The organism is Micromonospora sp. NPDC049102 (assembly GCF_043197485.1).
Lineage (GTDB): Bacteria > Actinomycetota > Actinomycetes > Mycobacteriales > Micromonosporaceae > Micromonospora.
On sequence record NZ_JBICTE010000015.1, the window covers coordinates 104,558 to 130,064 of the forward strand.

The window sequence follows — 25,507 nt, forward strand, 5'->3', positions numbered from 1 at the left end:
GGCCGTTACCTGCACGATCCCCGGCTACCCGTACCACAGCGGCATGAGGACCTGTCCCGTCAGCCCAACGGCAGTTCCGGGCCGCCGTCGAGGAGCCCGGCCAGCAGGTCGCCGTACTCCTCGACCCGGTCCAGAACCTCGGCGGCGGTGAACTGGCGGACGGCCGGCTTCCGGCCGCGCGCGCCGGCCTCGACCTCATCCCAGGTCAGCGGCGTCGAGACCGACGGCGTCCGCTGGGCGCGCAGGGAGTACGGCGCGACGGTGGTCTTCGCCGCGTTGTTCTGGCTCCAGTCGATGAAGACCTTGCCGGGGCGTAGGTTCTTCGCCATCTTCGACACGATCAGCTTCGGGTGGGCCTTCTCCAACTCCTGGGCGACCCGACGCGCGTAGGCGGACACGTCGTCGGCGGACTGGGTGCCGGCGATCGGGCAGCAGAGCTGCATGCCCTTCTTGCCGGACGTCTTCGGGTACGACTCGATGCCGTCGTCGGCGAGCCGGTCACGCATCAGCACGGCGACCGGGCAGCACTCGGCGAGCCCGGCCGGCGGCCCCGGGTCCAGGTCGACCACCATCATGTCCGGGTGCTGGTCGACCTTCCACTGGGGCGTGTGCAGTTCCAGCGCGGCGAGGTTGGCCAGCCAGACCAGGGTGGGCAGGTCGTCGGCCACCACGTAGTCGATGGTCTCCCGGCCCTTGGTCGACCCGGGCGCGGGCAGCGTCTCGACGCGTACCCAGTCCGGGGTCGCGGCCGGTTTGTTCTTCTCGAAGAAGGACTTGTCGTCGACCCCGTTGGGGAGGCGGATGCGGGTGACCGGCCGGTCGGCCAGGTGCGGCAGCAGCACCGGCGAGATCCGGGTGTAGTAGTCGATCACCTCGCCCTTGGTGAAGCCGACCGCCGGATAGAGCACCTTGTCCAGGTTGGACAGCTCAAGCGCGCGGCCCTCGACGTCCACCCGCAGCTTCTCAGCCGGCATCGTCGACCTCCTCCGGCGGCTTGTCCGGGCGCAGGCGCAGCACCCGGGGGAAGCGCAGCCGGCCGTCGGGAGTGCGCTGGCCGTACTTCACCTCCACCACCACCCGTGGTTCTACCCAGATGGCGCCCCGGGCATCCTCGCGCGGCACCCCGGGCGCGAACGGTGACGCGCCCGAGCGCAGCGGCTCCAACTCGGCGAGGAGCTGCCGTTCGATGGCCGCCCCGATCCCGCCACCGACCCGACCCCGGTAGATCAACCGGCCGTCCGGGCCGGGCACCCCGACCAGCAGCCCGCCGATGCGCCGCGCGCCCGGCCGCCAGCCTCCGATCACGAAGTCGCCGGTCACCTCCAGCTTGACCTTCACCCAGTCGGGGGAACGCACCCCGGGGCGGTAGACCGCGCCGACCCGCTTGGCCATCACCCCCTCCAGGCCGTGCTCGCCGGCCGCCTCGTACGTCGCCGGACCGTCGGCGAACATCGGCGGCACCGCCCACCGCGCGCCGCCGAGCGCGAGCGCGTCCAGGGCCTCCCGGCGGCGCTCGTACGGCCAACCCGTCAGGTCGTCGCCGTTCAGCCGCAGCAGGTCGAAGATCATGTACGTGACCGGCATGACCGCCGCCAGCCGGGCCGCCTTGGTGCGGTCCCGCACGTGCATCCGCTCGGCCAGCGCCGTGAACGACGGCTGCCCACCCTCGCCGAGCAGCACCACCTCGCCGTCGAGCAGCGCGTCGTCGACCTGCTCGGGCAGGGTGGCCAACTCCGGGTACGCGGCGGTGATCTCCACGCCGGAGCGGGCATACAGGTGCTGGGCTCCGCCGGAGATGTCGGCGAGCGCACGGACGCCGTCCCACTTGAACTCGTACGCCCAGCCGTCACCCGCCGGGAGCGGCCCGGTCATCGCGAGCATCGGCTTGAGCGGCGCGCCGGGCACGACCCGACTGTAGTAGCAGGCCGAACACCTCGCGTCAGGTTCTTCCGGATGCGAGCATGGTCGATACCGGGGAAGGGAGCGCAGGATGCGTGCCATCTGGAAGGGAGCCGTGTCGTTCGGGCTCGTCTCGATCGGGGTGAAGCTCTACTCCGCCACCGAGGAGAAGGACATCCGGTTCCACCAGGTGCACCGCGAGGACGGCGGGCGCATCCGCTACAAGCGCACCTGCTCGGTCTGCGGCGAGGAGGTCACCTACGACGACATCGCCAAGGGCTACGACATCGGCGGCGGCGAGATGGTGATCCTCACCGACGAGGACTTCGCCGACCTGCCACTGACCAGCTCCCGGGCGATCGACGTGCTGGAGTTCGTCCCCGCCGAGCAGGTCGACCCGATCCTCTACAACAAGGCGTACTTCCTGGAGCCGGAGGGCACCGCCACCAAGCCGTACGTGCTGCTGCGCGACGCGCTTCTCGACTCGGAGCGGGTGGCCATCGTCAAGGTGGCGCTGCGCCAGCGCGAGCAACTCGCCACGCTGCGGGTCCGCGAGGGTGTGCTGCTGCTCAACACCATGCTCTGGCCGGACGAGATTCGTAACCCCGACTTCGGTTTCCTCGACGAGGACCTGAAGGTCCGTCCTCCGGAGCTGGCGATGGCCAGCTCCCTGATCGACTCGATGACCGGCGAGTTCGAGCCGGACGTCTTCACCGACGACTACCGGGCCGCGTTGCAGGAGGTCATCGACGCCAAGGTGGAGGGTCGGGAGGTCGTACAGCCGGAGGAGGCCGAGGAGGCCCCGGCCGCGGCGGTGGACCTGATGGCCGCGCTGAAGGCGTCGGTGGACCGGGCCCGGGCGGCCCGCGGCGAGCAGCCCTCCCGAGGGGGCGGCGGCGAACCGACGCCCATCTCGTCGGCCCGCTCGGCGCAGAAGGCCGCCGAGAAGGAGGCCGCCAAGGCGCCCGCGAAGCAGACCGCGACGAAGAAGACCGCCGAGAAGAAGGCGGCCGAGCCGGCGAAGAAGACCGCCGCCAAGAAGACCCCCGCGAAGAAGGCCGAGCCCGCGAAGAAGACCGCAGCGCGCAAGACCACACCCCGCAAGAGCGCCTGAGGTACGCGGCACCGCCGGTGTCCGCCGCACCGGGTACGCTCCGCCGGCCGTCGGCCACCGGAGGAGACCCATGCCGTACACCCCTGACCTGGACCGGTTGTTGACGCCCGGGGCGCGCTTCACCGACCAGCACGGCGCGTACCTCGTCGAGCCCCACCCGGTGGGCGACGTCGTCCTGCCGACCGGGCGGGTCGTCGGATGCGATCCGCTGGTCTGCCCGGAGGCCGAGCCGTACACGGTCGAGGTGACGCCGGGGCGGTACCGCGCCCGTGCCTGGGTGGCCGTGGTGCTGCGGGAGGACGCCGAGGTGGACCGGCGGGTCGCCGCGCTGGAACTGGTGATCTCCGACGAGCCGACGACCCGCTGGGAGCCCGCCATCGTGGGCGACCAGGACGTCGCCGCGCTCGGTGTCGACGACTACTTCGGGTACGGCGTGGACGCCGGCGCCGGCACCCTGGCCGACCCGACCGCGCTCGCCGCCCTGGAGAACTGGGACGAGGAGCGGATCGAGGACGTCTTCATCCCCGCCGAGCTGCCGTCGTCACCGGTTCCGGGGCTGATCACGGCCGTCGTCGACGAGGCCACCGGCGCGAACGTCGTCACCGTGTCCACGGGTTGGGGGGACGGCTGCTACGGCACCTGGATCGGCCGGACCGCCGACGGGCGGCCCACCTCGTTCGTTACCGACTTCATGGTCATCCCGGAGTAACGCCCCGGCGAAGGTGCTCCTGGGCGATCCGAGACGTCCGGGGCGGGCACGGCGGGCCGCTGGGCGGGTACCGTGTGCGTCGGCTTTCCCCCCGGCACCGGGTGCCGGCCACACCTTCGCAGCAGGGAGTCGACGACGTGAGCGAGCGCACGCAGGAGAACCGGTCGGAGGGCCAGAGCCCGGCGACGAAGGCGGGGCGGCGGCTGGCCGCCCAACTGGCGGCGCAGAAGGCGGCCGAGGCCAAGCGCCGCCGCCAGGCGTGGGCCGGTGGGCTCGCCGGTGTCGCCGTGATGGCGCTGCTGATCGGCGGTTTCGTCTGGATCGACAGCAACCGGGACGACAAGCCCTCCACCGCCTCCGGCGCCAGCCCGTCCGCCTCCGCCGCGGCCCCGGACGCCCCCACCGCGCCGCCCGCACCGCAGCTGCCCGAGGGCTCCGACCCGGCGCTGGGCACCAAGCCGACGGTGAAGGCGGGCACCGGCGAGCTCAAGAAGCTCACGGTCACCCCGGTGATCAAGGGCACCGGCCCGGCGGTCAAGAAGGGGCAGAACATCACCACCAACTACGTGGGCGTCTTCTACAAGGACGGCAAGGAGTTCGACTCGTCCTGGAAGGGTGGGCAGCCGGCCACCTTCCCGATCGGCGTGGGCCAGGTCATCCCCGGCTGGGACCAGGGCCTGGTCGGTGTGACAGTGGGCAGCCGCGTGCAGCTCGACATCCCAACGGAGTTGGCGTTTGGCAAGGATGCCGCCGCCAAGGGTCAGCCGGAGGGTCCGCTGCGCTTCGTGGTGGACGTGCTCGCCGCCCAGTGACCCGCCCGGATCGTCCCGGTTGTCGCCGCGGCGCGATGGAGTTGTTCACATGGGGCTTCCTGCCCGTCACCCTCCGGCAGTAGGTTCGGCGTCACCCCGGGCGGCCCGCCGTCCGGGGTGACCATGCGGACGCGGAACGGCGGAGGTGCGTGTGACGGCGCTGGACGAGCCGGGGCGGACCGCCCGGGTGATGTGGACGTACTTCGAGCCGGTGCACGCGGTCACCTACTTCCACCCCCGGGCCCGCGCCGCGTACGAGGCTGTCGGATTGCGCGGCTACTGGCGGGGCTACTTCGCCGGCCGTACCGCGCCGCTGGGCGCCGCCGAGGCACCTCCGGTGATCGCCGCGTTCTTCAGCTTCGCACCGCCGATGGTGAGCCGGGCGCTGCCGGCGATCTGGCAGCTCGCCACCCCGCAGGAGGCGCTGCGCGCCCGGCTCACCGGCGCGGTGCAGGCCCTCGCGGAGCTGACCTACGAACTGCCCGAGGGGCACCTGGCCGAGGCCGCCGACCTGTTGGAGCGGGCCGCCTCGGCAGCGCAGACCGCCGGTCGGGTGCTCGGCGCGGCCAACGCGGCGCTGCCGGTCGGGGAGTACCCCCTGGCCCGGCTCTGGCAGGCCGCCACCACGCTGCGCGAACTACGGGGTGACGGGCACATCGCCGCGCTGGTGGCCGCCGGCCTGGACCCGGTGGAGACGCTGGCCTGGCGCGTGGCCGTGGACATGTCGGCCCAGAGCCTGCTCGGGCGGGGCTGGTCCGAGGAGCAGTGGCGGGCCGCCCGGGAGCGGCTGACGCGGCGCGGCTGGCTGGCCGGCGACGGCACGCCCACCGATACCGGGCGTGCCGGGTTCCGGGCGATCGAGGACGCCACCGACCTGGCCGCCGAGCATCCGTGGCGGGCGCTCGGCCCGGACGACACCGGACGCCTGCGTGACCTGCTGGAGCCGATGGCCCGGGCCTGTCACGGGGTGATCCCGCCCGACAGCCCGATCGGGCTGCCTGCGCTGGCCACCTGACCGTCGGCCCCTCCGTCGGGCAGGATGGGCGCGTGGTGGATGCGGTGGTCTTCGACCTGGACGGCGTGATCGTGGATTCCGAACCGGTGTGGGAGGAGGTCCGGCGGGCGTACGTGGCGGCACACGGTGGCACGTGGCAGCCCGACACCCAGCGCCGGTTGATGGGCATGAGCACCGGCGAGTGGGCGCACTACCTCAGCGGCGAGTTGGGCGTGCGGCGCACCGCCGAGCAGGTCGCCCACGAGGTGGTACGGGAGATGGCGCAGCGCTACCGGGAGCACGTGCCGCTGATCGACGGCGCCGACGACGTGGTGCGCCGGTTGGCCGCGCGGTGGCCGCTCGGGTTGGCCAGTTCGTCGCCGACGCGGCTGATCGCGGCGGCGCTGGACGCCACCGGCCTGACCGACGCGTTCGGCGCGACCCTGTCCACCGAGGAGACCGAGCGGGGAAAGCCGGCACCGGACGTGTACCTGAGCGTGGCGCAGCGCCTCGGCGTCGACCCGGCCCGCTGCGCGGCCGTGGAGGACTCGTCCAACGGCGTGCGTTCCGCCGCGGCGGCGGGAATGCGGGTGGTGGCGGTGCCGCACGGGTCGTACCCCCTCGATCCGGACGCCGCCGGGCTCGCGGCCGTGACGCTCGGGTCGGTCGGTGAGTTGACCCCCGAGCTGGTGGACGGTTTGGCATGACGGGAACGGTGCGGGGTACCGCAGCAGACGGCACGCCGGCGGCGTGCCGCGCCGGCCAGCGAGGGGATCACTGATGAAGGCCATCGTGTACGAGCGCACCGGCGACCCGTCGGTGCTGGAGCTGGTGGATCGGCCGGTGCCCGAGCCGGGCGCGGGCGAGGTGCTGGTCCGGATGGCGGTGTCGGGCGTGAACCCGACGGACTGGAAGTCGCGGCGGGCCTTCCCGCCGGACGGGTGGCAGATCCCGGGGCAGGACGGCGCGGGCGTCGTCGAGGCGGTCGGCGAGGGCGTCGACCGTGAGCTGATCGGTGAGCGGGTCTGGATCTGGGAGGCGGCCTGGCAGCGGCAGTGGGGCACCAGCGCGGAGTACACGCTGGTGCCGGTCCGGCAGGCGGTGCCGCTGGGCGACGCCTCGTTCGAGCTGGGTGCCAGCCTGGGCATTCCGTTCCTCACCGCACACCGCTGTCTGACGGCCGGCGAGTTCATGCCGGACGCGTTGCGCGCCGGCGCGCTGGCCGACCACGTCGTGCTGGTGCAGGGCGGTGCCGGCGCGGTCGGCAACGCGGCGATCCAGCTCGCCCGCTGGGCCGACGCCACCGTGATCGCCACGGTGAGCAGTGCCGAGAAGGCGCAGCTCGCGGCGGCGGCCGGCGCCTCGTATGTGATCAACTATCGCGAGCAGGACGTGGTCGAGGAGGTCGGCAAGATCGCCCCCGACGGGGTCCACACGATCGTGGAGGTCGCTCCGGCGAAGAACTCGGCGATGGACGCGCAGATGATCCGCAACGGCGGGGCGGTCTGCGTGTACGCCGACAACGGCGGAACCGAGATGACGCTCCCGATCCGACCGCTGTACGTGGTGAACGCCCGGTGGCAGTTCGTGCTGGTCTACACCGAGCCGAAGGCGGCCAAGGCGCAGGGCGTGGTCGACGTGGCGGCGGCCGCCAACCAGGGCGGCATCCGGGTGGGCGCGGACGCCGGCCTGCCGCTGCACCGCTACCCGCTCGCCGACACCGCTGCGGCGCACCAGGCGGTCGAGGACTCGGCGGTCGGCAAGGTGCTGATCTCCACCAGCGACGCCTGAACGGGTCGACGGACACCCGATTTCCCCGTCACCGGGACAGAGGCGAACAATTTTCGCAACAATGACGGTGCGGGGTCACCCGCGTGGAGCGGGCGGCCCCGGCGCGGTGCGAACGCCGGGGCCGCCCTCTGGGGAGGAATGTCAGGAGTACTCCTCTGCCCAAAGGCGACGGTGCCCGTTGAAACGTTACGGTGCTGTCAGCTCCCGGACACTGAGCTCGCCTTCGGCGTACCGCGAACGGACGACTTTCTTGTCGAACTTGCCCACGCTGGTCTTCGGCACCGTGTCGATGAACGCCCACCGCTCGGGCAACTGCCAGCGTGCCACCGAGCCGGCCAGGAAGTCCCGCAGCTCCTCGGCGGTCACCGAGGCACCCCCCCGGACCACCACGGTCGCCAGTGGCCGCTCGTCCCACCGCTCGTCCGGTACGCCCACCACACAGGCCTCCAGTACGGCCGGGTGACCCATCAGCGCGTTCTCCAGCTCCACCGACGAGATCCACTCCCCGCCGGACTTGATCACGTCCTTCGCGCGGTCGGTCAGCGTGATGTACCCGTCCGGGGAGAGCGTGCCCACGTCACCGGTACGCAGCCAGCCGTCGCGGAACTTCTCCGGATCAGGGGCGTCCTCACCGACGTACCGGGCGGTCACCCACGGCCCACGGACCTCCAGCTCGCCCACGGCCGTGCCGTCGGCGGGCAACGGCTCGCCCGACGGGCCGACGATCCGCGCCTGCACGCCGGCCGGCACGCGGCCCTGCGTGTAGCGGTAGCGCCACGCCTCGTCGCCGGACACCCCGGCGGGCGGACGCGAAACCGACCCCAGCGGCGACATCTCCGTCATCCCCCAGGCGTGGATGACGTCGATCCCGTGCCGCTCGTCGAACGCGTGCATCAGCGCCGGCGGACAGGCCGACCCGCCGACGATCACCTCGGTGAGCGACGAGGTGTCCACGTCGTGGCCGTCCAGGTAGGCCAGCAGGTCGGTCCAGATGGTCGGCACCGCGCCAGCCAGGGTCGGCCGCTCGGCGGCGATCATCTCGGCGATCGGCGCGGCCTGGAGGAACCGGTCCGGCATGATCAGTGACGCGCCAGAGAGGAACGCCGCGTACGGCAGACCCCACGACATGGCGTGGAACATCGGCACGATGGCCAGCTCCCGGTCGGTCGGTCCGAGACCGAAGCCCTCCGGCATGCAGACCTGCAACGAGTGCAGGTAGATGGACCGGTGCGAGTAGGCGACACCCTTCGGATTGCCGGTGGTGCCGGACGTGTAGCAGAGCGCCGCGGCATCCCGCTCGTCCACCTCCGGCCAGTCGTACACGTCGGGCCGGTCGGCGAGCAGCGCGTCCCAGTGGTGCACGGTGATCCGGTCGCCGGCCGCCTCCTCCAGCGGCGTCGGATCGCCACCGCCCACCACCACCACGTGCCGCACGGTGGCCAACTCGCCGATCACCCGGGCCAGCAGCGGAATGAGCGTGCTGTCGACGAGCACCACCCGGTCCTGCGCATGGTTGGCGATGTAGACGACCTGGTCGGGGAAGAGCCGGATGTTGAGCGTGTGCAGCACCGCGCCCATGCTCGGCACCGCGAAGTAGGCCACCAGATGCTCGTTGTTGTTCCACATGAAGGTGGCGACGCGCTCGTCGCCGGTCACCCCGCACTCGTCGCGCAGCGCGTGGGCCAGCCGGGCCGCCACTCGGCCCACCTCGGCGTACGTCATCCGGCGGGGCTCGGCGCCCGTCCAGGTGACCACCTCGGCCGTGCCGTGCACCCCTGCGCCGTGATCGAGGATCCGGGAGACCTGCAGGGGGGCGTCCATCATCGTGCTACGCATGGGTAACAAGCTAGTGTCGGCGGTCACACGTTGGGAACCCCCGTAAATTGTCGCGGGTGAGCATCTCTTGGGCCGACTCGTATGTGGGGCAGTTACGCGCGCTTGCCGGGGACCGGACGCTGATGTTCGTCGGCGCCCGTGCCGTGGTCAGCGACAACGTGGGGCGCATCCTGCTGATCCAACGCTCCGACAACGGCCAGTGGGCCATGCCCGCTGGGGCGATGGAGTTGGGCGAGTCCATCGCCGACTGCGCGGTACGCGAGGTCCGCGAGGAGACCGGACTGCGGGCGCTACGGGTCTGCGCGTTCGCCCTCTACACCGGCCCAGACCGCACCAGCACCAACATGTACGGGCACACGTACCAGGTCTTCACCACCGCTTTCAAGGTGGAGGAGTGGGACGGTCAACTGGAGCGGGTCACCGACGAGACCACCGACGCAGGCTTCTTCGCCCGGGACCGCTTCCCCGCCCCGCTCTCCGCCTCGGTCCTGGAGACCCTGGCCGACCTGGACGTCTTCGAGCAGACGAACCGGCTGATCCTGAAGTAGCGCGGCCCTGGGTGACTGGTGTTGAACGCGGTTGACCGGGTGCCGGTCGACCGGCGCTATCGCGTGGATGGTGTCGGCCTGGCAACGCCCGCCGCCTGACGTCGACGTATCAGCGAGACAGGCCCGCAAAGTCGTTGGGTTTTGCTACGTGAATTCGAAGGGTTGACGGCTTTGTCGAATGCCGCAGTCCAGCGTTATTTACGGAGATCATCTTTGCGTTATCGTGCGGATTTGATGAGGGGTGAGCTGCCAACCTCTTCATCATTGTCGACATAAAGCCCACTGTGGCAGTGGTTGGGGTGTCCACCTACTCTTGATGGGTGGACGTAGACGGTGTGAGATGTCTCGAATTCGCCACCACGTGGGTGCCCTCAGGGGTGTTCGTGGGCCCGGCCGGGCTGTCGGTGCCGCCCGAGGTGCTGCTTGCCGAGCCGATACCTGGCTTGCATGCGCTTCATCTCGCGCCGGCTGCGGATTGGTTCACGCAGGGGTGGTCCAGTGTGCTCGGCCGGGTGCTGTCGACACAGCCATTGGATGTGCTCGCCCGGACGGTGGACGCGCCGCCTGCGTCGGTTGTCGCCGCGCTGGATCTAGCCGGGGTGATCGCTCGCGCTGACGCATTGCAACTGCCGGTTCACGTCTCCGGTAACGCTCCGGCCCGCTCCGGCGTCGACCTGCGGGTGCTGCCGTTCACTGCTTCCGGGCGTCCCGCCGAGGCGGGTGGCGCTGCCTATTCCATCGTGTTGCCGGAGAGCCACCTCGTCGCCCGGCATACCTCCACCACAGGGTTCGACCGCACGATGGTGAGTCGTCCGATGCCTGATCTACTTCGGTTGAGCGGCGAGCGGGTAGAGGTGGGATTGCCCCAACCAATTGCCAACAGGCGTTTCGCTGGTTCCGTCCTGACGGCGACGCGGACGGGTGAGACGCGGAGCGTCGCCGGTGGGGTCCACGGGCTGTGGCGGGCGCTGGCAACCCTGGAATCCGGAAGTGCGGTGCGCATCCACGCCACCACCGCCGAGGGCGTCGAGGTGTTCGTGGCGATCCGTTCACCCGAGGGCCTCGCTGTGCTGCGTGACTCGGCTGACGCTCAGGCCGCGGACCTCCCGCGGACTCCGGTCGCGCTGAGCGTGACCCCGGTGAGCCTGCTCACTGTGGCCCCGAATGATCCGGTGATCCGACCGCAAGGTGCCGCCGCGGCTCTGGGTGGGGCGGTCGGGGTATCGGCACGACTTGCTCGGGCCGTCAGCAGACTGCCGGCGTGGACGGACAACACCCCGGACTGCGCGGCCCGGGTCGATGCGGTGCTGCGTGACTACGGTCTGCTGACCGTACGCGAGGACATCAGCCCTCCGATCGACGACATCGCAGGCCGACTCAGGGGACGATTTCAACCCTCGGCCCTTCAACGTCTCGTTGAGCTGGCACCGGGCGCACTCACAGTCGTCCGTGTCGATCATCCCAACCAGCGCCCGCACCTAGTGGTGATCGAACGGCAACGGAACGCCGCCTTCACGGTCGTCGAGACCCAACCGCGTGACGGCCGTGTCCTCACCAGCTTCACACTGGACAATCCGCCCCCACACCCGCATCCGGAGTTCCTGGGGGGACCGATCGCTCTGCCGATCGGGCCCGACGGCCGACTCTGCCAAGCGAACGAGAACGGCCTGCTGAGCGGAGGACCCGCTGCAACGACGACACACACGGCTGCCGCCGTACTGGCCGATCCGTCGACCGGCTCAGCCGGGATGCCACCACGCGCTCGAAGAGAGGTTGTCGCAGCGTCGAGCACGACGCCGCTCCCACCGAGCCATTCAGAGGCGCCAGGCCTGACCGTTGACGCCATCAAGAGAGCCTACGAGTCGCTCGGGTGGACCTGGAGACCCAAAGACCCTATCCGGCTCCCGGAGGAAAGATTCCTGCGCGCACAGTTGGCAAGCGATGGTGGGTGGAGCGACTCGTGGCCCATCGGCATCTACATCGAGTACGTCGTGACCGAATGGTCGAAGTCCAGGACTGTGCCGCAGACCCTAAATCCGGCGATTACTCGTGCACTGATCGACATCAAGGAGGCAGGCTGGCAATATCCCTGGGGTGCACAGTTCGTGTATTTGCTACGCGGCGACATGAACCGTCTTAGCCAACTTCGCAAGAATGCCTGGCAGGTGGCCGTTGTATCTGAGCCGGTACGCGTACGCTAATGAAAGACCCGGCAGTGATCGGCGCCGCAATGTCCGAGACGGTGCTCGAGTCCAACATTCTAGATGATGATAGTCGAGACCGGTTTTTATTCGGGAAGTATCCGCTTCTCTACAACTCGTTAGGCAAGGACGCGGAGCTGTTTCATACGCTGGCCGACTCGGCGTGGGGGGACATGGCGGGCAGAAACCCGAAGCTGTGCGAATTCCTACGGACCGCCGATGACAGACATCAGATCGCGCGGCGAATAAGCGCGCATTCCGGCCTCGCGATGGTGTTACTGGATCGTGCTGTTCCGGAAAAGAGTGCGCAATGGTGGGGCGGCATCCTGCGGAATACGGAACTGCTGCATGACCTCGACCGACACCAGCCTGCTCTTCGGGCGCTCATGGCACCAGGTGTTTTCGAAACGGTAGCCGTCGCGCCCGCGCATCGGAGGGAGTTGCTGAAGCTGCTGTCTGAGGCGCCGAACCTCGCCGACGTGCTCGTCGAGGCGCCAGCTCTGATGAAGCGGTTGGCCACTCCACGCAACTTGGCGGCGCTAGGTGCGGCGGTGAAAAACCCGACTCTCGTACCATTCCTGTCACTCGGCCCAGAGGTCTTCGACCTCGTTGCGGATAAGGATCTCGCTGCGGATCTGGGCAAGACACGTTCCCTTCCCACCTGGTGGGGGGATCATGCCCCGGTCCAGGGCATAGTCCAAGGCCCGATCACGAGCAACGCCGTTTACCGCGCGTTCCTGTTATCCGCAAGGCCGGTGCCTACGCCACAGGGCTTCATGACCCCCGATGCGCTATTGCGAACCTCTCCGCTGCAACGCCAGTTACTCGAGGAACGACCCCTCGGGCTCCTGCCGCACGAGTATCACCGGCTGATGACGGCCATCGCGGCTGGCCGGATCAGCCGACCTCTTCCTGGCGTCGAGATCCTACGTGTCATGCTCAGCTACCCGTTCCTTGCAAGTGATTTGGAGAACAACCGAATCCATAAAGCTTACCTACACGATGTGCGTCGCGTATTTCCCGAAAGATACCAAGTAAACTTGAATGCGATGCGCACCAGTCCAGCGCTTGCTGACAAGATGATTCTCAGTCGTCCGCCCCATGCGTCGCAGGCTGACGTACCATTCGTTCCACTAGCCAATGACAGTAATTATTCCCGGTTCGCCGCGAATGGAGGGGGTGAGGCGTTCACACTATTGTTTCTGGATAAGTCTGCGTACCTCGCGTCGCCGGATCTGGTTGCTTTAACGGCTTACAACCCGAACGTTGACTGGGCGTTTAAGAGGCTGGCTGCGCGAGCCAAGCACAATGTGGCAGAAACACCCTCCGGCACGAACTTGGTTTACCGATTGACGCAGCACCGGCAGTTGCTGTCGGCGCTGGCGGCGCTGCCACTTCTGGACGATGTCGGCTGGCGCCACTGGTTCGCACTCCTTTCCAATTCGGAGTTGATGGCGGATCTGGAGGGGCGGCTCGCCGGGGACGGCGCCGAGGCAAAGGTGGCGCGTGATGTCCTCACCGCCGATACACTCGCGCCGTTTCTTGAGCTCGACAACCCGCGGTTGGCGCTTACTGAGCCGCAGTTGGCCGAGGCGTTGCGTGTGGCGCACGGGCGTGAGGATCGGATACTCACAATCGGTCGCAGCGTTCTTGAACGGTCCTGGACGCGAGATGGCATCCCCGCCACGGCGAGGGCTTTCGCCCTCGCGGAAGCCCTCGCACGAAGTTCGGACGATTTTGCGCGGGCGGTCGCCGTGTCCGCGCCGATCGAAGCCAGGCATGACTTGCTTGAGCTGCATAGACTTCTAGGGCGCGACAACGATGTGCGGGACGCGGTGGTCGGCAATCTGACCTTGGCGGTTTCGGCGGTAGAGAACCCCAGGGTGGCGGTGCTGTTGCGGGACCGCCCGCTGGTGCGGAGTTTGGCTGTCAAGGAGGCCGGCACACGACGCTTACTTCACGACACCAAAGTCGTTGAGGCGCTCCTGACAAACGACCAATTCCATGCATTATTCGTCGATACAATCACGCTTCGCAACTTCTTCGACTTAGCACCTGACCTGCTTCCCAGCCTTCTCGGTAACGCTGGGCTGTGGCGCGCCTGCATGCACCCTGGCTTGTTGAGACATATCCTGAAGAGCAACCTAAGCGGTCAGCTTCTGCGCTCGGATGCGGTTGTCGCCAACGCCGTTGCCGATTACCGGGACGTGCGCGAAGAACTTCTCACAACTGAGAAGCATACCGCACTCCAGTACCTGCACCGGGTCTCGTCAGAGGTGCGGCGTGTGGTGGTGTCCATTCGGGGGATCTTCGCGGCGTTTCGGGAAGATCCGCACACTGTTCTGGGCGTGCTGACGGGGCGGCCGGCGCTTGTGGCGGGTTTGAATTCGCGTGCGGGTTTGCTCTCTGATGCGGCGCAAGGGCGGGGGCTGCTGGGCAATGAGGATCTGTTGAATGTGATCGAGCAACGCATTTCGGAGGTGAATGATGCGTTGTTCGGCACGGATGGTGTGCTGATCTTCGTGGCGGCGCGGCCCGAGTTGGCCCCTGTCCTGGTGGCGAATCCGTGGTTGGCGACCCTGTTGACTCACAAGTCTGTGCGTACTCTCGTCAAGGCGCAGCCTGATTCGGTGGATGATTTGGTCGCCAGCCGGAACTTGCGTGCGGTCGTGGTCCTGCCTGGGGTCGCGGAGGCGTTGAAGGCCGGCGGTCGGGTCACTGCCCAGCTGCGAGATCGGCCGGATCTCGTGGATGCGCTCAAACGTAACCGGCTGTTGATGACCCGGTTGGGCAAGGGGGGTGCGGGTCCGGACGTGTTGTGGCAGGCCCTCATCCACGATCCTCAGCTCGCGCGGCAACTGCATGTCGCTGGGATGCGGGCGCTGGAGCGAAACAAAGAACTACTCCTCGCGCTCAGTGTCAAGGGCAGTACGTTTACCGGCGGTGAGTGGAGGCGGCTGCTGATCGACGACGTAGCGCTTAGCCAACTCAACGCCAGTGCCGGCGAAGGCCATGACGCTGTGATGCTCGCGGACCAGTTCCGCTCACGCCTCGCCTCAGAGCGGTCTTCTCAACAGGTCCCGGCAGCCGTTGCGGAAACGGCGGCACAGCCGGTCGGAAAGGCGTCCGCCGACAGGATTCCGGTCGGGACGGAGGGCAGTTGGCTCGATGAGGTGCCCCACCTGCTTCTCAAGCTGCAGACGCCTGACGGGGCGGACCTCGCGCAGGTATTGCGCCGTTCACCGGATCTGCTATACCTGTTGGTAAGTCGTGCCGACCTCGCCGGGCTGGTGGCCGACGAGCCCGGCAGGGCCATCGGGTACACCTTCGGCTCATATCTCGATGGTGACGGTCGCGGAGTGTCAGTATTCGAGCAGGCTGTCCACGATTGGGCGGCGGGAATTGGTATCCCTCTCGATTTTACGCTTAAGCGCCACGCCCGCGACGTGTGGAATTACACCATTGCGGAGCGTCGCGCTGCCGAGGCGCTGGCGCTCAGCGAGGCCAACCGCCGACGTGCCCGCCTGAATCCCCTCGACTACACGACATGGGAGCTCACGGGCGAGGTCCGCTTCGGCGGCGTTGTCAGCGCGAACGATTTCGACGACAAAGATGACGTAAAAAATCTACGCAAGATCGCGGCCACTGGTGTCGGCGCGCGCGAGGGCACCGAAAACCTGGCGCTCAACGCCGCCCGTCACGCCCATCTTCAGGGCGGCGACCAAGGTGTGACATTCGCGTTCGTGGTCAATGCGCAGTGGCGGGTGGACTTACTCGTCTACACGCGCAGCGCACGCCGCAAGGGCAACGATTATCTCTGGTGGGGCAACGGTTCGCTGTACACGAACAAACCGGCGCCGTTGGCCATCGCCCTGGCCGACGAGACGCTGACCGCATCGAAGGAACGCGTGCGGGAACGCACTGACGCGGCTGGTGCCGTGGCCCAGGCGCCTCTCCTCGTTCCACCGCCCACGTTGTCCAATCCGCTGAGCGAGGCACTGTACGCCTACCATCTCGCGCACACGTCCACGCCCGGTCGGACCGCGTCAACGGCGACGGCGACCGGCGCGAAGAAGAATAAGAAGATCGCGGTCAGTGCCACCGCCGACCCGACCCCGAACAGCGTCACGGAAACCGCACGCGAGGCGGTGCTCAGCGCGCTACGTGACTTCAGCGTCACCGAGTCAATGGTGGGCAGGGACGTTGCCGGGGAGCCAACCACCGCTAGCACCGAAGCGGTCAGCCCACCGAGGTGGTCCCTGCGGCTGCCCCCATCCGTCATCACGGACGGCAACGTCCACATCATCTCCTCCCAGCGGGACCCCGAACCGCTACAGCTGATCCAGCAGTTGGTCCGGGCGACCGACGCCGACCATCCCGTGATCGTGCTAGGCGCCTCAAGAAGGAGGCAGGACCCTCCGCTCGAGTCGGACCGCCGCACGCTGAACTATCTCCTCGAGCAATTCGCGCAACGCGCCCGGCCACCTCTCGTGGTCACCCGCGGCGCGGTCACCGAAGCGCTGCTCAACGTGGTGGGCACATACGGGGTGGCGCTGTTTTACGTGACGGCGCAAACAATTGCGGGTCACCGGTGGGAAGCCATCGCCCGGCACCACGACCAGACTGTCAAATCCACCAGCACCTGGGATCAGATCAACACGGATGTCCTGAAGGCGGCAGCCAAGTTGGCCCGGCCAACCAAAACCGTCACCCGGATCGACGACGCACTCGGCGAGCTAATCTGGGCAACCGACCTCACGACAGCCAGAGCCGCCTTCACCGGCAACGGCTGGTCGGCCACACGGATGAAGTCCGCCCTGGCCGAGGTCGAAAAGATGGTCGCCCGGGTGCCCGAACAACCAGCGCTGAGCGTCTTCGCCCCGATCCTGGAATTCGGCACGACCGGCCACGCCGACATCGTCTTCGACTACGCCCTCGCCGACAACGCGACGAAACCCCACGTGCTCCTCGAAGCGGTCGGCGCACTGGAACAAGCCAAACAACTCGACACCCCAACCGAAGACGGCCTCACCACCGTCGCCCTGGCATCCATGGTCACCGCGGTCGACGTGTCCGACGTCACTCACGTCTCCGCAGAGGTACTCAAGGTGATCGGCCTCATCAAGGACGACAAGTTCACGAACGCCTTCGACTTCATCCAAGCCAACAACCGCAAACTCAACGCCCAACAAAAGGGAGACTGGGTCGACGCCATCACCAACCTACAGAGCATCATGACGGACAAGACCGGCGAACTCGCGGCACTGGCACGGGGCGTCTTGGAATGCGCCGAAAGCTAGAACTGAGTCGTTTGCCCTCGCGGAGAAGTCTGAAAGACCGACCGAAGGTGGTCAGATCATCGTCTGAGACTTGGCCTCCATGTCGGCGGCGGCCTCGTCCTTGGATTCCTTGGTCAGCGGCTTGCCGCCCGGTGCCGGTGCCTCGCCGCCGAGCGGGTCGGCCCCACCCTTGGCACCCTGCGGTCCGGCACCCCGCAACTCGCTGTTGGGCATCGCCAGGGTCACCAGCACCGCCACGATGGCGACGAGCCCGGCGGTCAGGAAGACCAGGTGCAGCGACTCCACGAACGACGCCTGGATAGCGGCCCGGACGGTACCGGGCAGCGCCATGATCGTCGCGGGGTCGTTGATCGAGATGTTCGTGCCGCCACTCGCCGCCACCGCGGCCCGCTGCTCCGGTGGAAGCTGGGCGATCGCACCAGGCAGCCGGTCGGCGAGCTGCGAGTTGAGCCGCGACGAGAGCACTGTGCCGAGGATCGCCACCCCGAACGAACCACCCAGCGACCGGAAGAACGTCGCCGACGAGGTGCCGGAACCCAGGTCGCGGACGGAGACCGCGTTCTGCACCGCGAGGACGAGCGACTGCATGCACAGACCGAGGCCGACGCCGATCACCACCATGAAGCCGAACGCCACCCAGAGCGACGTACCCACCTGCAACCGGGTGAACAGCAGCATGCCGACCAGCAGGGTCGCCGCCCCGGCCACCGGGAACCACTTGTAGCGGCCGATCCGGCTCATCGCCCGACCAGTGACGATCGAGGTGACGATGATGCCGGCCATCATCGGCAGCATCAGCAGACCGCTGCGGGTCGGCGAGGCGCCCTTGACGATCTGGAGGTACAGCGGGATGAAGATGATCGAGCCGAACATCACCAGACCGAGCACGAAGCCAGCCGAGTTGGCCAGGGCGAAGGTGGCGCTGCGGAACAGCCGCAGCGGCAGGATCGGCTCGGCGACCCGCGCCTCCTGGAGCACGAAGAGCGCGGCCAGCACCGCACCGGCGACGAAGAGACCGATGATCAGCCCGGAGCCCCACGGGTACTCGTTGCCGCCCCAGCTCAGCGCGAGCAGGAGGCTGCTCACCCCGGCCACCAGCAGGCCGGCGCCGAGCCAGTCGATCGCGTGGTCCCGGCGCTCGAACGGGATCAGCCGCATCACGTGGTAGCAGACCACGATGGCCAGGATCGCCAGCGGCACGTTGATGTAGAAGATCCACCGCCAGTCGGTCTCGGCGAAGTATCCACCGACCAGCGGGCCGGCCACCGACGCGATGCCGAACACCGCCCCGAAGAGGCCCTGGTAGCGGCCTCTCTCCCGGGGTGAGACCACGTCCGAGATGATCGTGAACGCCAGCGTCAGCAGACCGCCGGCGCCGAGACCCTGGATACCCCGCGTGATGATCAGCTGGGTCATGTTCTGCGACAGCCCGGCGAGCAGCGACCCGAGCAGGAACGTGCCGATCGAGAAGAGGAAGACCGGGCGACGCCCGTACAGGTCGGCCATCTTGCCGTACAGGGGCGTCGAGGCGGTCGAGGCGAGCAGGTACGCCGTGACCACCCACGAGTAGTGGTTGATGCCGCCCAGCTCACCGACGATCGTCGGCAGGGCCGTACCGACGATCGTCTGATCGAGGGCGGCCAGCAGCATGCCGGTCATCAGGCCCAGCATGAGGAGTCTGATCTGCTGGCGGTTCAACACCGGTGCAGCGGAGGCGTCGGCAGTCATACGCCCTTCTATCCGCCACACCCCAGAACATGCACGAACCCGCGCCCATTTCGGCGTTGATCATGAAGTTATTGCCATGACACGCCGAACTCGACGACAATAACTTCATGATCAACGGGGCGAGGGGGGGTAGGGGGGCGGGGGGCAGGGGGGGGCAGGGGGGGGCAGGAGGGGGCAGGAGGTGATTCGTCGGCCTCGGACCACGTCTGCCTCGATCAGCGTTCACAGGCCGTGGCAGATCATGCCGACCGGCTTGCCAGCGTCGGAGAACGCCTTCACGAAGCGCACCGCGTCCGGGTCCGACCGCAGGAAGTCCGGGTTCGCCACACCTCCGGGGAGCACCAGCGCGTCGTACCCGGCGGCGTCCGCCTTGTCCGCGGTGACGTCGACGTCGTACGTCTTGGACTGTCGAGGTGGTTGAAGGACTGGATGGAACCGGGCTTGAGCGAAACCAGCTCGGCCGTCGCGCCGGCGTTCTCGACCGCCTCGCGCGGCTGGACGTACTCGACCTCCTCGACGCCGTCGGCGGCCAGGAAGGCGATCCTCTTGCCCTGCAATGTCGCTGCCGTGTCGGTACATCTCCGCTCGGGGGTGCGTCAATGTCCTTTCCGCGCCCTACCGACCGAAACACCCCACGACGGGCATCACACCAGCCGGCCCAGGTTTGTCCCGAGGGCCGCTGGGGACCCGGGGAGGCATGGCAGGAGCAGCAGCGGAACAGCGCAGGCTCGCCACCGTCGTGGAGAGCTGGCTCGGGCGTCCCGTCCTGATCGTCGGTGACGCCATGCTGGACGAGTGGCGGTTCGCCGAGTCCGACCGGCTCTGCCGGGAGGCGCCCGCCCCGGTCCTGACCCTGCGCCGGCGGATCTCCGCAGCCGGCGGGGCCGCGAACACCGCGGTCAACGTCGCCACCCTCGGCGGTCGGGCCGTCCTGGTCGCGCCGGTCGGCGCCGACGTCGCCGGAGACGAACTGCACGACTGTCTGGACCGGGCCGGCGTCTGGGACCGTACCGTCAACCAACCCGGCAGGCCCACCCCCGTGAAGCGGCGGATGCTGGCCGGCAACCAGATCCTGCTCCGGGAGGACTCCGGCGACCCGGACGACGCGCTCGACCCGGAGGGCGTGACCCGGCTGCTCACGGCGCTGGACTGCGCCACCGAGGAGCTGCGCGCCGCCGCCGGCGGCGAGGCACCCACGCTGGTGGTCTGCGACTACGGTCTGGGAGCACTGCCCGCGCCGGTCCGCGCGTGGCTGGTCGAGCACCGCGAGCGGTACGCCACGGTGGCGCTGGACGCCCACGACCTCGCCGACTGGCGGGGGCTCGCGCCGACAGTCGTCACCCCGAGTTTCGCCGAGGCCACCAGGCTGCTGGCCCGCGCCGGTGGCGCGACCCGTCCGACGTCCGGCACCGACCTGCACCTGGAACACCCCGACATTGATCCGGCCGACGGACCGTCCGAGCTGAGCGTCGGGGCAGCCCCGGGCGGGGCCCGCGCCGACGACCGAGCCGGCCCGGTCGGCGAGCCCACCCCCGGCGAGAGTCGGGTGGCCCTCACCGGCGACGGTCTCAGCGTCACCGGCACCGGCGTCACCGTGAACACCGAGGCCGGCGCGGGCGTGGACCGGGCCGTGCTGGCCGAGTCGCGCCTGGCCGAACTGCACGCCCACACGGGCGCCGACGTCGTCGCGGTCACCCTGGACACCGACGGCGCGGTGGTCGGCGGCGCGGACGGCGAGCGGCGGCGCAGCCACAGCACCCCGGTGCCGGCGAGTCACGCGGTGGGGGCGGGCGACGCGTACCTGGCGGCGATGACCCTGGCCCTGGCCGCCGCCGCGCCCCTGCCCACCGCCGCGCAACTCGCCCAGCTCGCGGCCACCATCACGGTCTCCGACACCGGCACCTGCGTGTGCCTGCGCGACGACCTGCTCGCCGCCCTCGACATGCCGCCGGAGGCCACCGGGCACCCGGCCGTGGTCGGCACTGACGAGTTGGACGCGATCGTCGCCGAACACCGCGAGGCGGGACGGTCGGTCGTGTTCACCAACGGCTGCTTCGACGTGCTGCACCCCGGGCACGTGCGCTACCTGGAGCAGGCTCGCGCCCTGGGTGACCTGCTCATCGTGGCGGTCAACTCGGACGGCAGCGTACGCCGGCTCAAGGGTCCGGACCGGCCGGTCAACCCGGTCGAGGACCGTGGCACCCTCCTGGCAGCGCTGTCCTGCGTGGACCATGTGGTGGTGTTCGAGGAGGACTCGCCCGCCGCGCTGATCGAGGCGGTCCGGCCGGACGTCTACGTCAAGGGCGGGGACTACCCACCGGAGCTGGTCCCGGAAGCGCCGCTGGTGCGGCGGCTGGGCGGCCAGGTGCGCACCCTCGGGTACGTGCCGGACCGGTCCACCTCCGCGATCATCGAGCGGATCCGGTCGCACGGTCAGGATCCGTCGTCGTACGCCTCCGACCCGTCGCTGAGCACCCGCATCCAGTCGTCGTGAACCGGCCCCTCGACCTCGGCACCCCGGCGGAGTTCCGCGCCGACCGGCTGGTCGACGTGCTGATCCCGACCCGTAACCGGCCCACCGAGCTGGCGGTCACCCTGGCCGGACTCGCCGCGCAGGAGGGGGTGCCCGGCTTCGGCGTGGTGGTCAGTGACCAGTCCGACTCCGAGCCGGCGTACGCCCACCCCGCGGCGGCCACCATGGTCCGGGCGCTGCGGCACGGCGGCCACCCGGTGCTGCTGACCCGTCGGCTGCCACGCCGGGGGTTGGCCGAGCACCGCGCGTACCTGCTCGCCGCGTCGGCCGCCCGGTACGTGCTCAACCTCGACGACGACGTCTGGCTCGAGCCCGGGGCGCTGCGCCGGCTGGTCACCGCGATCGGGGAGCTGGGCTGCGGGTTCGTCGGCAACGGTGTGCACGGCCTGTCGTACACCGACGACGTACGGCCGGACACGCACGGGCACTACGAGGAGTGGACCGGGCCGCCCGTCCCGGAGCGGGTGCGTCCGGGCACCCTCGAATGGGACCGCGCCCGGATCCACTCGGCGGCCAACCTGCTGCACGTCACGTCCGCCGTGGGACTTCCGCCGGGCGGGTGGCGGGCGTACAAGGTGTCCTGGATCGGCGGGTGTGTGCTCTACGACCGGGCCAAGCTCCTCGACTCCGGCGGATTCGACTTCTGGCGTCGGGTGCAGGAGAGACACCAGGGTGAGGACGTGGCCGCCCAGCTCGCGGTGCTGGCCCGGCACGGCGGGGCGGGCATCCTGCCCAGCGGCGCGTACCACCTGGAGACGCCCACCACGGTCACCGAGCGGGACGTGGAGGCGTGGGAGGTCGTCCTCGCCGACGAGGGCCTGACTACGGGTTGAGCAGTTCGCGGGCCGCTTCCCGCACCTCGGCCACGGGGACGTCCGTGACGAACGAGTCGCGGTGCGGGCACTCGCCGTCGCCCGGCCGGTGCGGGTAGATGCCCGGCGTGCAGTCCACGCCGCAGACCGGGCAGTGCACCATCCAGGAAGCGATCGGCCGGTGCCGGCCCCGCAGCGGGTTCGCCGTGTTGATCAGGTTGCCGACCCAGAAGATGCCCACCGTGGGAGCGCCCACCGCGGCGGCCAGGTGCAGCGGACCGGTGTCGTTCGAGACGACGAGCGCACAGTCGGCGTAGCAGCCGGCCAACGCGCCGAGGCTGAGCGTGCCCACCTGCGGCCGTACCGGCACTGCGGCCGCCGCGACCACCCGGTCCACCACCTCCCGCTCCGACGGCGTACCGGTCACCAGCACCTCGTAGCCGTCGTCGTGCAAGGCGTCCGCCAACTCAGCGAACCGCTCGGCCGGCCAGCGACGCCGGGTGTCGCTGGCACCGGGATGCAACGCCACCCGGGGTCGGTCAGGCGGACCGAGCACCCGCTCCGCCTCCGCCCGGTCGGCGTCGGTGACCGCCAGCGTCGGCACGATCGTGGTCGCGGGAGCGCCCACCAGGGCCACCGTCTCCAGGTAGCGGATCACCTCGTGCTGGTAGTACACGTAGCGGACCCACCGGTCCAACGGTGGCGCGTCCTCGGCGCGCAGCCCCACGGTCACCCGGGCACCGAGGCGACTGATCAGCGGGTTGGAGTTGGCGCCTCCACCGTGGAGCTGCGCCGCCAGGTCGAAGCCCTCGGCGCGGACCGCCGCCACGAAGTCGTCCATCGTCGACGGCGACTCGTCCGCCTCGGGCTCGCGGATGCCCGGCCCCGGCGGCACCACCAGCACCCGATCCACCGGGCCGGGCCGGTCGCGCCAGAGCTTCGCGTGCCACGGCGCACCGAGCAACACGATCTCCGCCGAGGGGTACGCGGCACGCAGCGCGTCCAACGCCGGTAGCACGAAGATGAAGTCGCCGAGGGCGTTGGCGCGCAGCACCGCGATCCGCCGCACGTTGTCGACTCGCCCGGCCGTCGGGCCGAGCAGGGACGGGGTGACCACGCGGCCCGCTACGGCCGGTCGATCTCGCCGGCGGTGTCCGGGTGGTGCAGCTCCCGGTCCGCAGCGGGATCGGCCGGCACCGGCGTACCCCCGGACAGGCCGCTGGAGCGCGGCCCGGTGCGGCCGACGGTGATGGTGCGCGGCGTGGGTCGCGCCGCCCGGGGCAGGTGGACCCGCAGCAGTCCGTGGTCCATCACCGCGTCGATGCCCTCCGGGTCGACCCGCGACGGCAGGTCGACCCGGTACTCGAAACCGCGCGTCTCGAAACCGCCGGGGATGCCCTGGTCGGCGTTGACCTCCGCCTCGGAGCGGGCCCGCACGCACAGCTCACGGTCGTCCAGCTCGACGGCGACCTCCTCCGGCGCGACCCCGGGCAGCCGCACGACGACCTGCCAGCCGTCGGCGGTCTCGGTCAGCTCGACGTCGGACGCCCCGGCCCGGCCGCCGACCAACCGGCTCAGCTCGGCACGCAGCGACTGCAACTCGCCCATCGGGTCCCAGCCCTGCTGCCGGCTGCGCCATCCCCGGCCGAAACCACCGGCCTGCTGCTCGCTCATCGCGCGTCTCCGATCCGCTGGGTGGTGGGTCGCAGTGAGCTGGGCGCGTTCAGATCGGCGTCGGGATCGACGCCCACACCGAGCCGATCGACAAGCTCGCCACCGAGCCAGGCGCTGATGCCGAGGATCGCCACCGCGACGATCTCGATGGCGATCAGGGCACCGCCGGCGGCCCGCGAGTCCGCGTTGAGCCGGACCGCCCACACGGCCGCGAAGAGCAGGACCACCGCGACGTTCGCGCCCGCGTGCAGCAGACCCACCCGCTTCGCACGGGTGCCGGTCGGGATCGCCAGCAGGTCGAACGAGCCGGCCGCCGCGGCGAGCAGGCCGCCGATCAACCCGACGGTGATGTTCCAGTACGCGACCTCGCCGAGGAAGTCGGGCCCGCCGACGGTGTCGATGATGTCGAAGAGCACCGCTGTGACCAGTAACGCGACCGGGAACATGACCAGCATGGGATGGACTGGGTGACCCAGCACCTTGAGTCGGCTCTCCATCTCCCGGCCTCCACTGGTCGGCGCTTTCGCGAACGGTACGTGCGGCGGGCGTGTCGCGTGAGGCCGTACCCCCGGCGGTCCGGGGGCAAACCTCGATGGCCACGCGGGCCTAGGCTGGCGATGGTGGCGCGCCCGCCACCCTGGTCAACGGCTCAGGGAGGATCACGTGACGGTGGAGATCACCACGCACGAGGAACTGCGCGAGCTGCTCGGGACACCGCACCCCCGGGCCGCCAACAAGGACCGCCCCCGCCTGCACGAGCGGGACCGGCAGTGGCTCGCCGCCGCGCCGTTCTGCCTGCTGGCGACGGCCGGCGCGGACGGCAGTTGTGACGTCTCGCCCAAGGGCGACCCGGCCGGGTTCGCGCTGGTGCTCGACGACACGACCATCGCGCTGCCGGAGCGGCCGGGCAACAAGCGCGCGGACGGCTACCAGAACATCCTGGACAACCCGCATGTCGGGCTGCTCTTCCTGATCCCGGGCCGCACCGACACGCTGCGCATCAACGGACGGGCCCGCCTCGTCCGCGACGCGCCCTGGTTCGATGACATGGTGGTCAAGGGCCACCGGCCGGTGCTGGCCGTCGTGGTGGAGATCAAGCAGATCTTCTACCACTGCGCGAAGGCGTTCCTGCGGTCCGCGCTGTGGCAGCCGGAGACCTGGCAGCCCGACGTCCTGCCGTCCCGCGCCCGCCTGATCAAGGAGGTCGAGGCGCCCGCCGAGAGCCTGGAGGAGTTGGAGAGGCACTACGGCCCGGAGTACGCCGAGAAGATCTACGTCTGACGTCGTCGCGTCGCGGTCAAACCGGACCCGGGTCTCCGGCGGTGTGCGTCGACGGCGACAGAAGATGCCCAGGTCAAGCAGGCAGTGGCTCACAGCCCCCGCGGACCGCCACTCGAGTTCGCCCCCACCCTCACCGTGGACGGTGCAGTCGACCACGCACCCGCCGCGGCGCTCGTTCTCGCTAGACGAGTAGTTCCGAACCCGTCAGTGGTCGTAGGCAATGAGTGATCGGGTGACGGGTGCTCCGGTCTTGTTGTTGTGCCAGATCGCGGCGG

Annotated in this window: 19 protein-coding genes and 1 pseudogene; 12 read left to right on the forward strand and 8 right to left on the reverse strand. The window is 69.4% G+C overall.

Features of this window, described 5'->3' with window-relative positions; genetic code table 11:
* Window positions 1-59 precede the first annotated feature (59 nt).
* Together ligD (ACGFH9_RS17090) and ligD (ACGFH9_RS17095) are read right to left on the reverse strand one after the other, a co-directional pair.
* Complete coding sequence (ligD, locus tag ACGFH9_RS17090) at window positions 60-974, reverse strand: non-homologous end-joining DNA ligase (RefSeq protein WP_393219931.1); 915 nt, start codon at window positions 972-974, stop codon at window positions 60-62.
* The gene (ligD, locus tag ACGFH9_RS17095; RefSeq protein ID WP_393219934.1) at window positions 964-1,905 is read right to left on the reverse strand and encodes a non-homologous end-joining DNA ligase; all 942 of its coding nucleotides are present in this window, start codon (window positions 1,903-1,905) and stop codon (window positions 964-966) included. The genes ligD (ACGFH9_RS17090) and ligD (ACGFH9_RS17095) overlap by 11 nt, the downstream gene beginning before the upstream one ends.
* A gap of 85 nt (window positions 1,906-1,990) precedes the next feature.
* On the opposite strand from ligD (ACGFH9_RS17095), the gene ACGFH9_RS17100 reads away from it, so the two are divergent.
* From ACGFH9_RS17100 to ACGFH9_RS17125, 6 genes are all read left to right on the forward strand, one after another.
* Window positions 1,991-3,013 (forward strand): Ku protein, encoded by a 1,023-nt coding sequence (locus ACGFH9_RS17100; protein WP_393219937.1) that lies wholly within the window; start codon window positions 1,991-1,993, stop codon window positions 3,011-3,013.
* Window positions 3,014-3,083: 70 nt separating this feature from the next.
* Window positions 3,084-3,722 (forward strand): DUF4241 domain-containing protein, encoded by a 639-nt coding sequence (locus ACGFH9_RS17105; RefSeq protein ID WP_393219939.1) that lies wholly within the window; start codon window positions 3,084-3,086, stop codon window positions 3,720-3,722.
* 101 nt (window positions 3,723-3,823) lie between these two features.
* Window positions 3,824-4,534, forward strand: coding sequence for an FKBP-type peptidyl-prolyl cis-trans isomerase (locus ACGFH9_RS17110; protein WP_393219942.1), 711 nt, complete (start codon window positions 3,824-3,826; stop codon window positions 4,532-4,534).
* A gap of 190 nt (window positions 4,535-4,724) precedes the next feature.
* A complete protein-coding gene (locus tag ACGFH9_RS17115; protein ID WP_393219978.1) occupies window positions 4,725-5,549 on the forward strand; it encodes a hypothetical protein in 825 nt (274 codons plus the stop codon).
* A 32-nt stretch (window positions 5,550-5,581) separates the two neighbouring features.
* Window positions 5,582-6,235 (forward strand): HAD family hydrolase, encoded by a 654-nt coding sequence (locus ACGFH9_RS17120; RefSeq protein ID WP_393219945.1) that lies wholly within the window; start codon window positions 5,582-5,584, stop codon window positions 6,233-6,235.
* A gap of 73 nt (window positions 6,236-6,308) precedes the next feature.
* Entirely contained in the window at window positions 6,309-7,319 is a 1,011-nt protein-coding gene (locus ACGFH9_RS17125; RefSeq protein WP_355235390.1) for an NADPH:quinone reductase, read from the forward strand.
* Between the two features lie 186 nt (window positions 7,320-7,505).
* On the opposite strand, the gene ACGFH9_RS17130 is transcribed toward ACGFH9_RS17125, so the two are convergent.
* On the reverse strand, window positions 7,506-9,140 hold the full coding sequence (locus tag ACGFH9_RS17130; RefSeq protein ID WP_393219981.1) for a fatty acid--CoA ligase: 1,635 nt from the start codon (window positions 9,138-9,140) through the stop codon (window positions 7,506-7,508).
* Between the two features lie 71 nt (window positions 9,141-9,211).
* On the opposite strand from ACGFH9_RS17130, the gene ACGFH9_RS17135 reads away from it, so the two are divergent.
* From ACGFH9_RS17135 to ACGFH9_RS17145, 3 genes are all read left to right on the forward strand, one after another.
* Window positions 9,212-9,703 (forward strand): NUDIX domain-containing protein, encoded by a 492-nt coding sequence (locus ACGFH9_RS17135; RefSeq protein ID WP_393219948.1) that lies wholly within the window; start codon window positions 9,212-9,214, stop codon window positions 9,701-9,703.
* A gap of 320 nt (window positions 9,704-10,023) precedes the next feature.
* Window positions 10,024-11,904 carry a hypothetical protein gene (locus ACGFH9_RS17140; protein WP_393219950.1) on the forward strand — a complete coding sequence of 627 codons (1,881 nt, stop codon included), beginning with the start codon at window positions 10,024-10,026 and terminating at the stop codon, window positions 11,902-11,904.
* Complete coding sequence (locus ACGFH9_RS17145; RefSeq protein WP_393219952.1) at window positions 11,904-17,204, forward strand: hypothetical protein; 5,301 nt, start codon at window positions 11,904-11,906, stop codon at window positions 17,202-17,204. Before ACGFH9_RS17140 ends, ACGFH9_RS17145 begins: the two co-directional genes overlap by 1 nt.
* Window positions 17,205-17,255: 51 nt before the next feature.
* Here the strand turns inward: ACGFH9_RS17145 and ACGFH9_RS17150 are convergent, their stop codons facing one another.
* Together ACGFH9_RS17150 and ACGFH9_RS17155 are read right to left on the reverse strand one after the other, a co-directional pair.
* Window positions 17,256-18,932: an MDR family MFS transporter gene (locus ACGFH9_RS17150; RefSeq protein WP_393219954.1), complete on the reverse strand. Its 1,677-nt coding sequence runs from the start codon at window positions 18,930-18,932 to the stop codon at window positions 17,256-17,258.
* Window positions 18,933-19,157: 225 nt separating this feature from the next.
* Window positions 19,158-19,489, reverse strand: a pseudogene (locus tag ACGFH9_RS17155) (DJ-1/PfpI family protein); the annotation flags it as partial.
* A gap of 140 nt (window positions 19,490-19,629) precedes the next feature.
* Between ACGFH9_RS17155 and rfaE2 the strand changes: the two are divergent.
* Window positions 19,630-21,426, forward strand: a complete 1,797-nt coding sequence (gene rfaE2, locus ACGFH9_RS17160) for a D-glycero-beta-D-manno-heptose 1-phosphate adenylyltransferase (RefSeq protein WP_393219956.1) — start codon at window positions 19,630-19,632, stop codon at window positions 21,424-21,426.
* Window positions 21,423-22,298 (forward strand): glycosyltransferase family A protein, encoded by an 876-nt coding sequence (locus ACGFH9_RS17165; protein ID WP_355235401.1) that lies wholly within the window; start codon window positions 21,423-21,425, stop codon window positions 22,296-22,298. The genes rfaE2 and ACGFH9_RS17165 overlap by 4 nt, the downstream gene beginning before the upstream one ends.
* On the opposite strand, the gene ACGFH9_RS17170 is transcribed toward ACGFH9_RS17165, so the two are convergent.
* From ACGFH9_RS17170 to ACGFH9_RS17180, 3 genes are read right to left on the reverse strand one after another with little or no spacing between them, the layout of a single operon-like run.
* Window positions 22,288-23,394, reverse strand: coding sequence for a glycosyltransferase family 9 protein (locus tag ACGFH9_RS17170; RefSeq protein WP_393219959.1), 1,107 nt, complete (start codon window positions 23,392-23,394; stop codon window positions 22,288-22,290). The genes ACGFH9_RS17165 and ACGFH9_RS17170 overlap by 11 nt on opposite strands.
* An 8-nt stretch (window positions 23,395-23,402) precedes the next feature.
* Complete coding sequence (locus tag ACGFH9_RS17175) at window positions 23,403-23,951, reverse strand: Hsp20/alpha crystallin family protein (RefSeq protein ID WP_393219961.1); 549 nt, start codon at window positions 23,949-23,951, stop codon at window positions 23,403-23,405.
* Complete coding sequence (locus ACGFH9_RS17180) at window positions 23,948-24,448, reverse strand: DUF2231 domain-containing protein (protein WP_393219964.1); 501 nt, start codon at window positions 24,446-24,448, stop codon at window positions 23,948-23,950. Before ACGFH9_RS17180 ends, ACGFH9_RS17175 begins: the two co-directional genes overlap by 4 nt.
* A 166-nt stretch (window positions 24,449-24,614) precedes the next feature.
* On the opposite strand from ACGFH9_RS17180, the gene ACGFH9_RS17185 reads away from it, so the two are divergent.
* A complete protein-coding gene (locus tag ACGFH9_RS17185; protein WP_393219967.1) occupies window positions 24,615-25,232 on the forward strand; it encodes a pyridoxamine 5'-phosphate oxidase family protein in 618 nt (205 codons plus the stop codon).
* Window positions 25,233-25,507 lie beyond the last annotated feature (275 nt).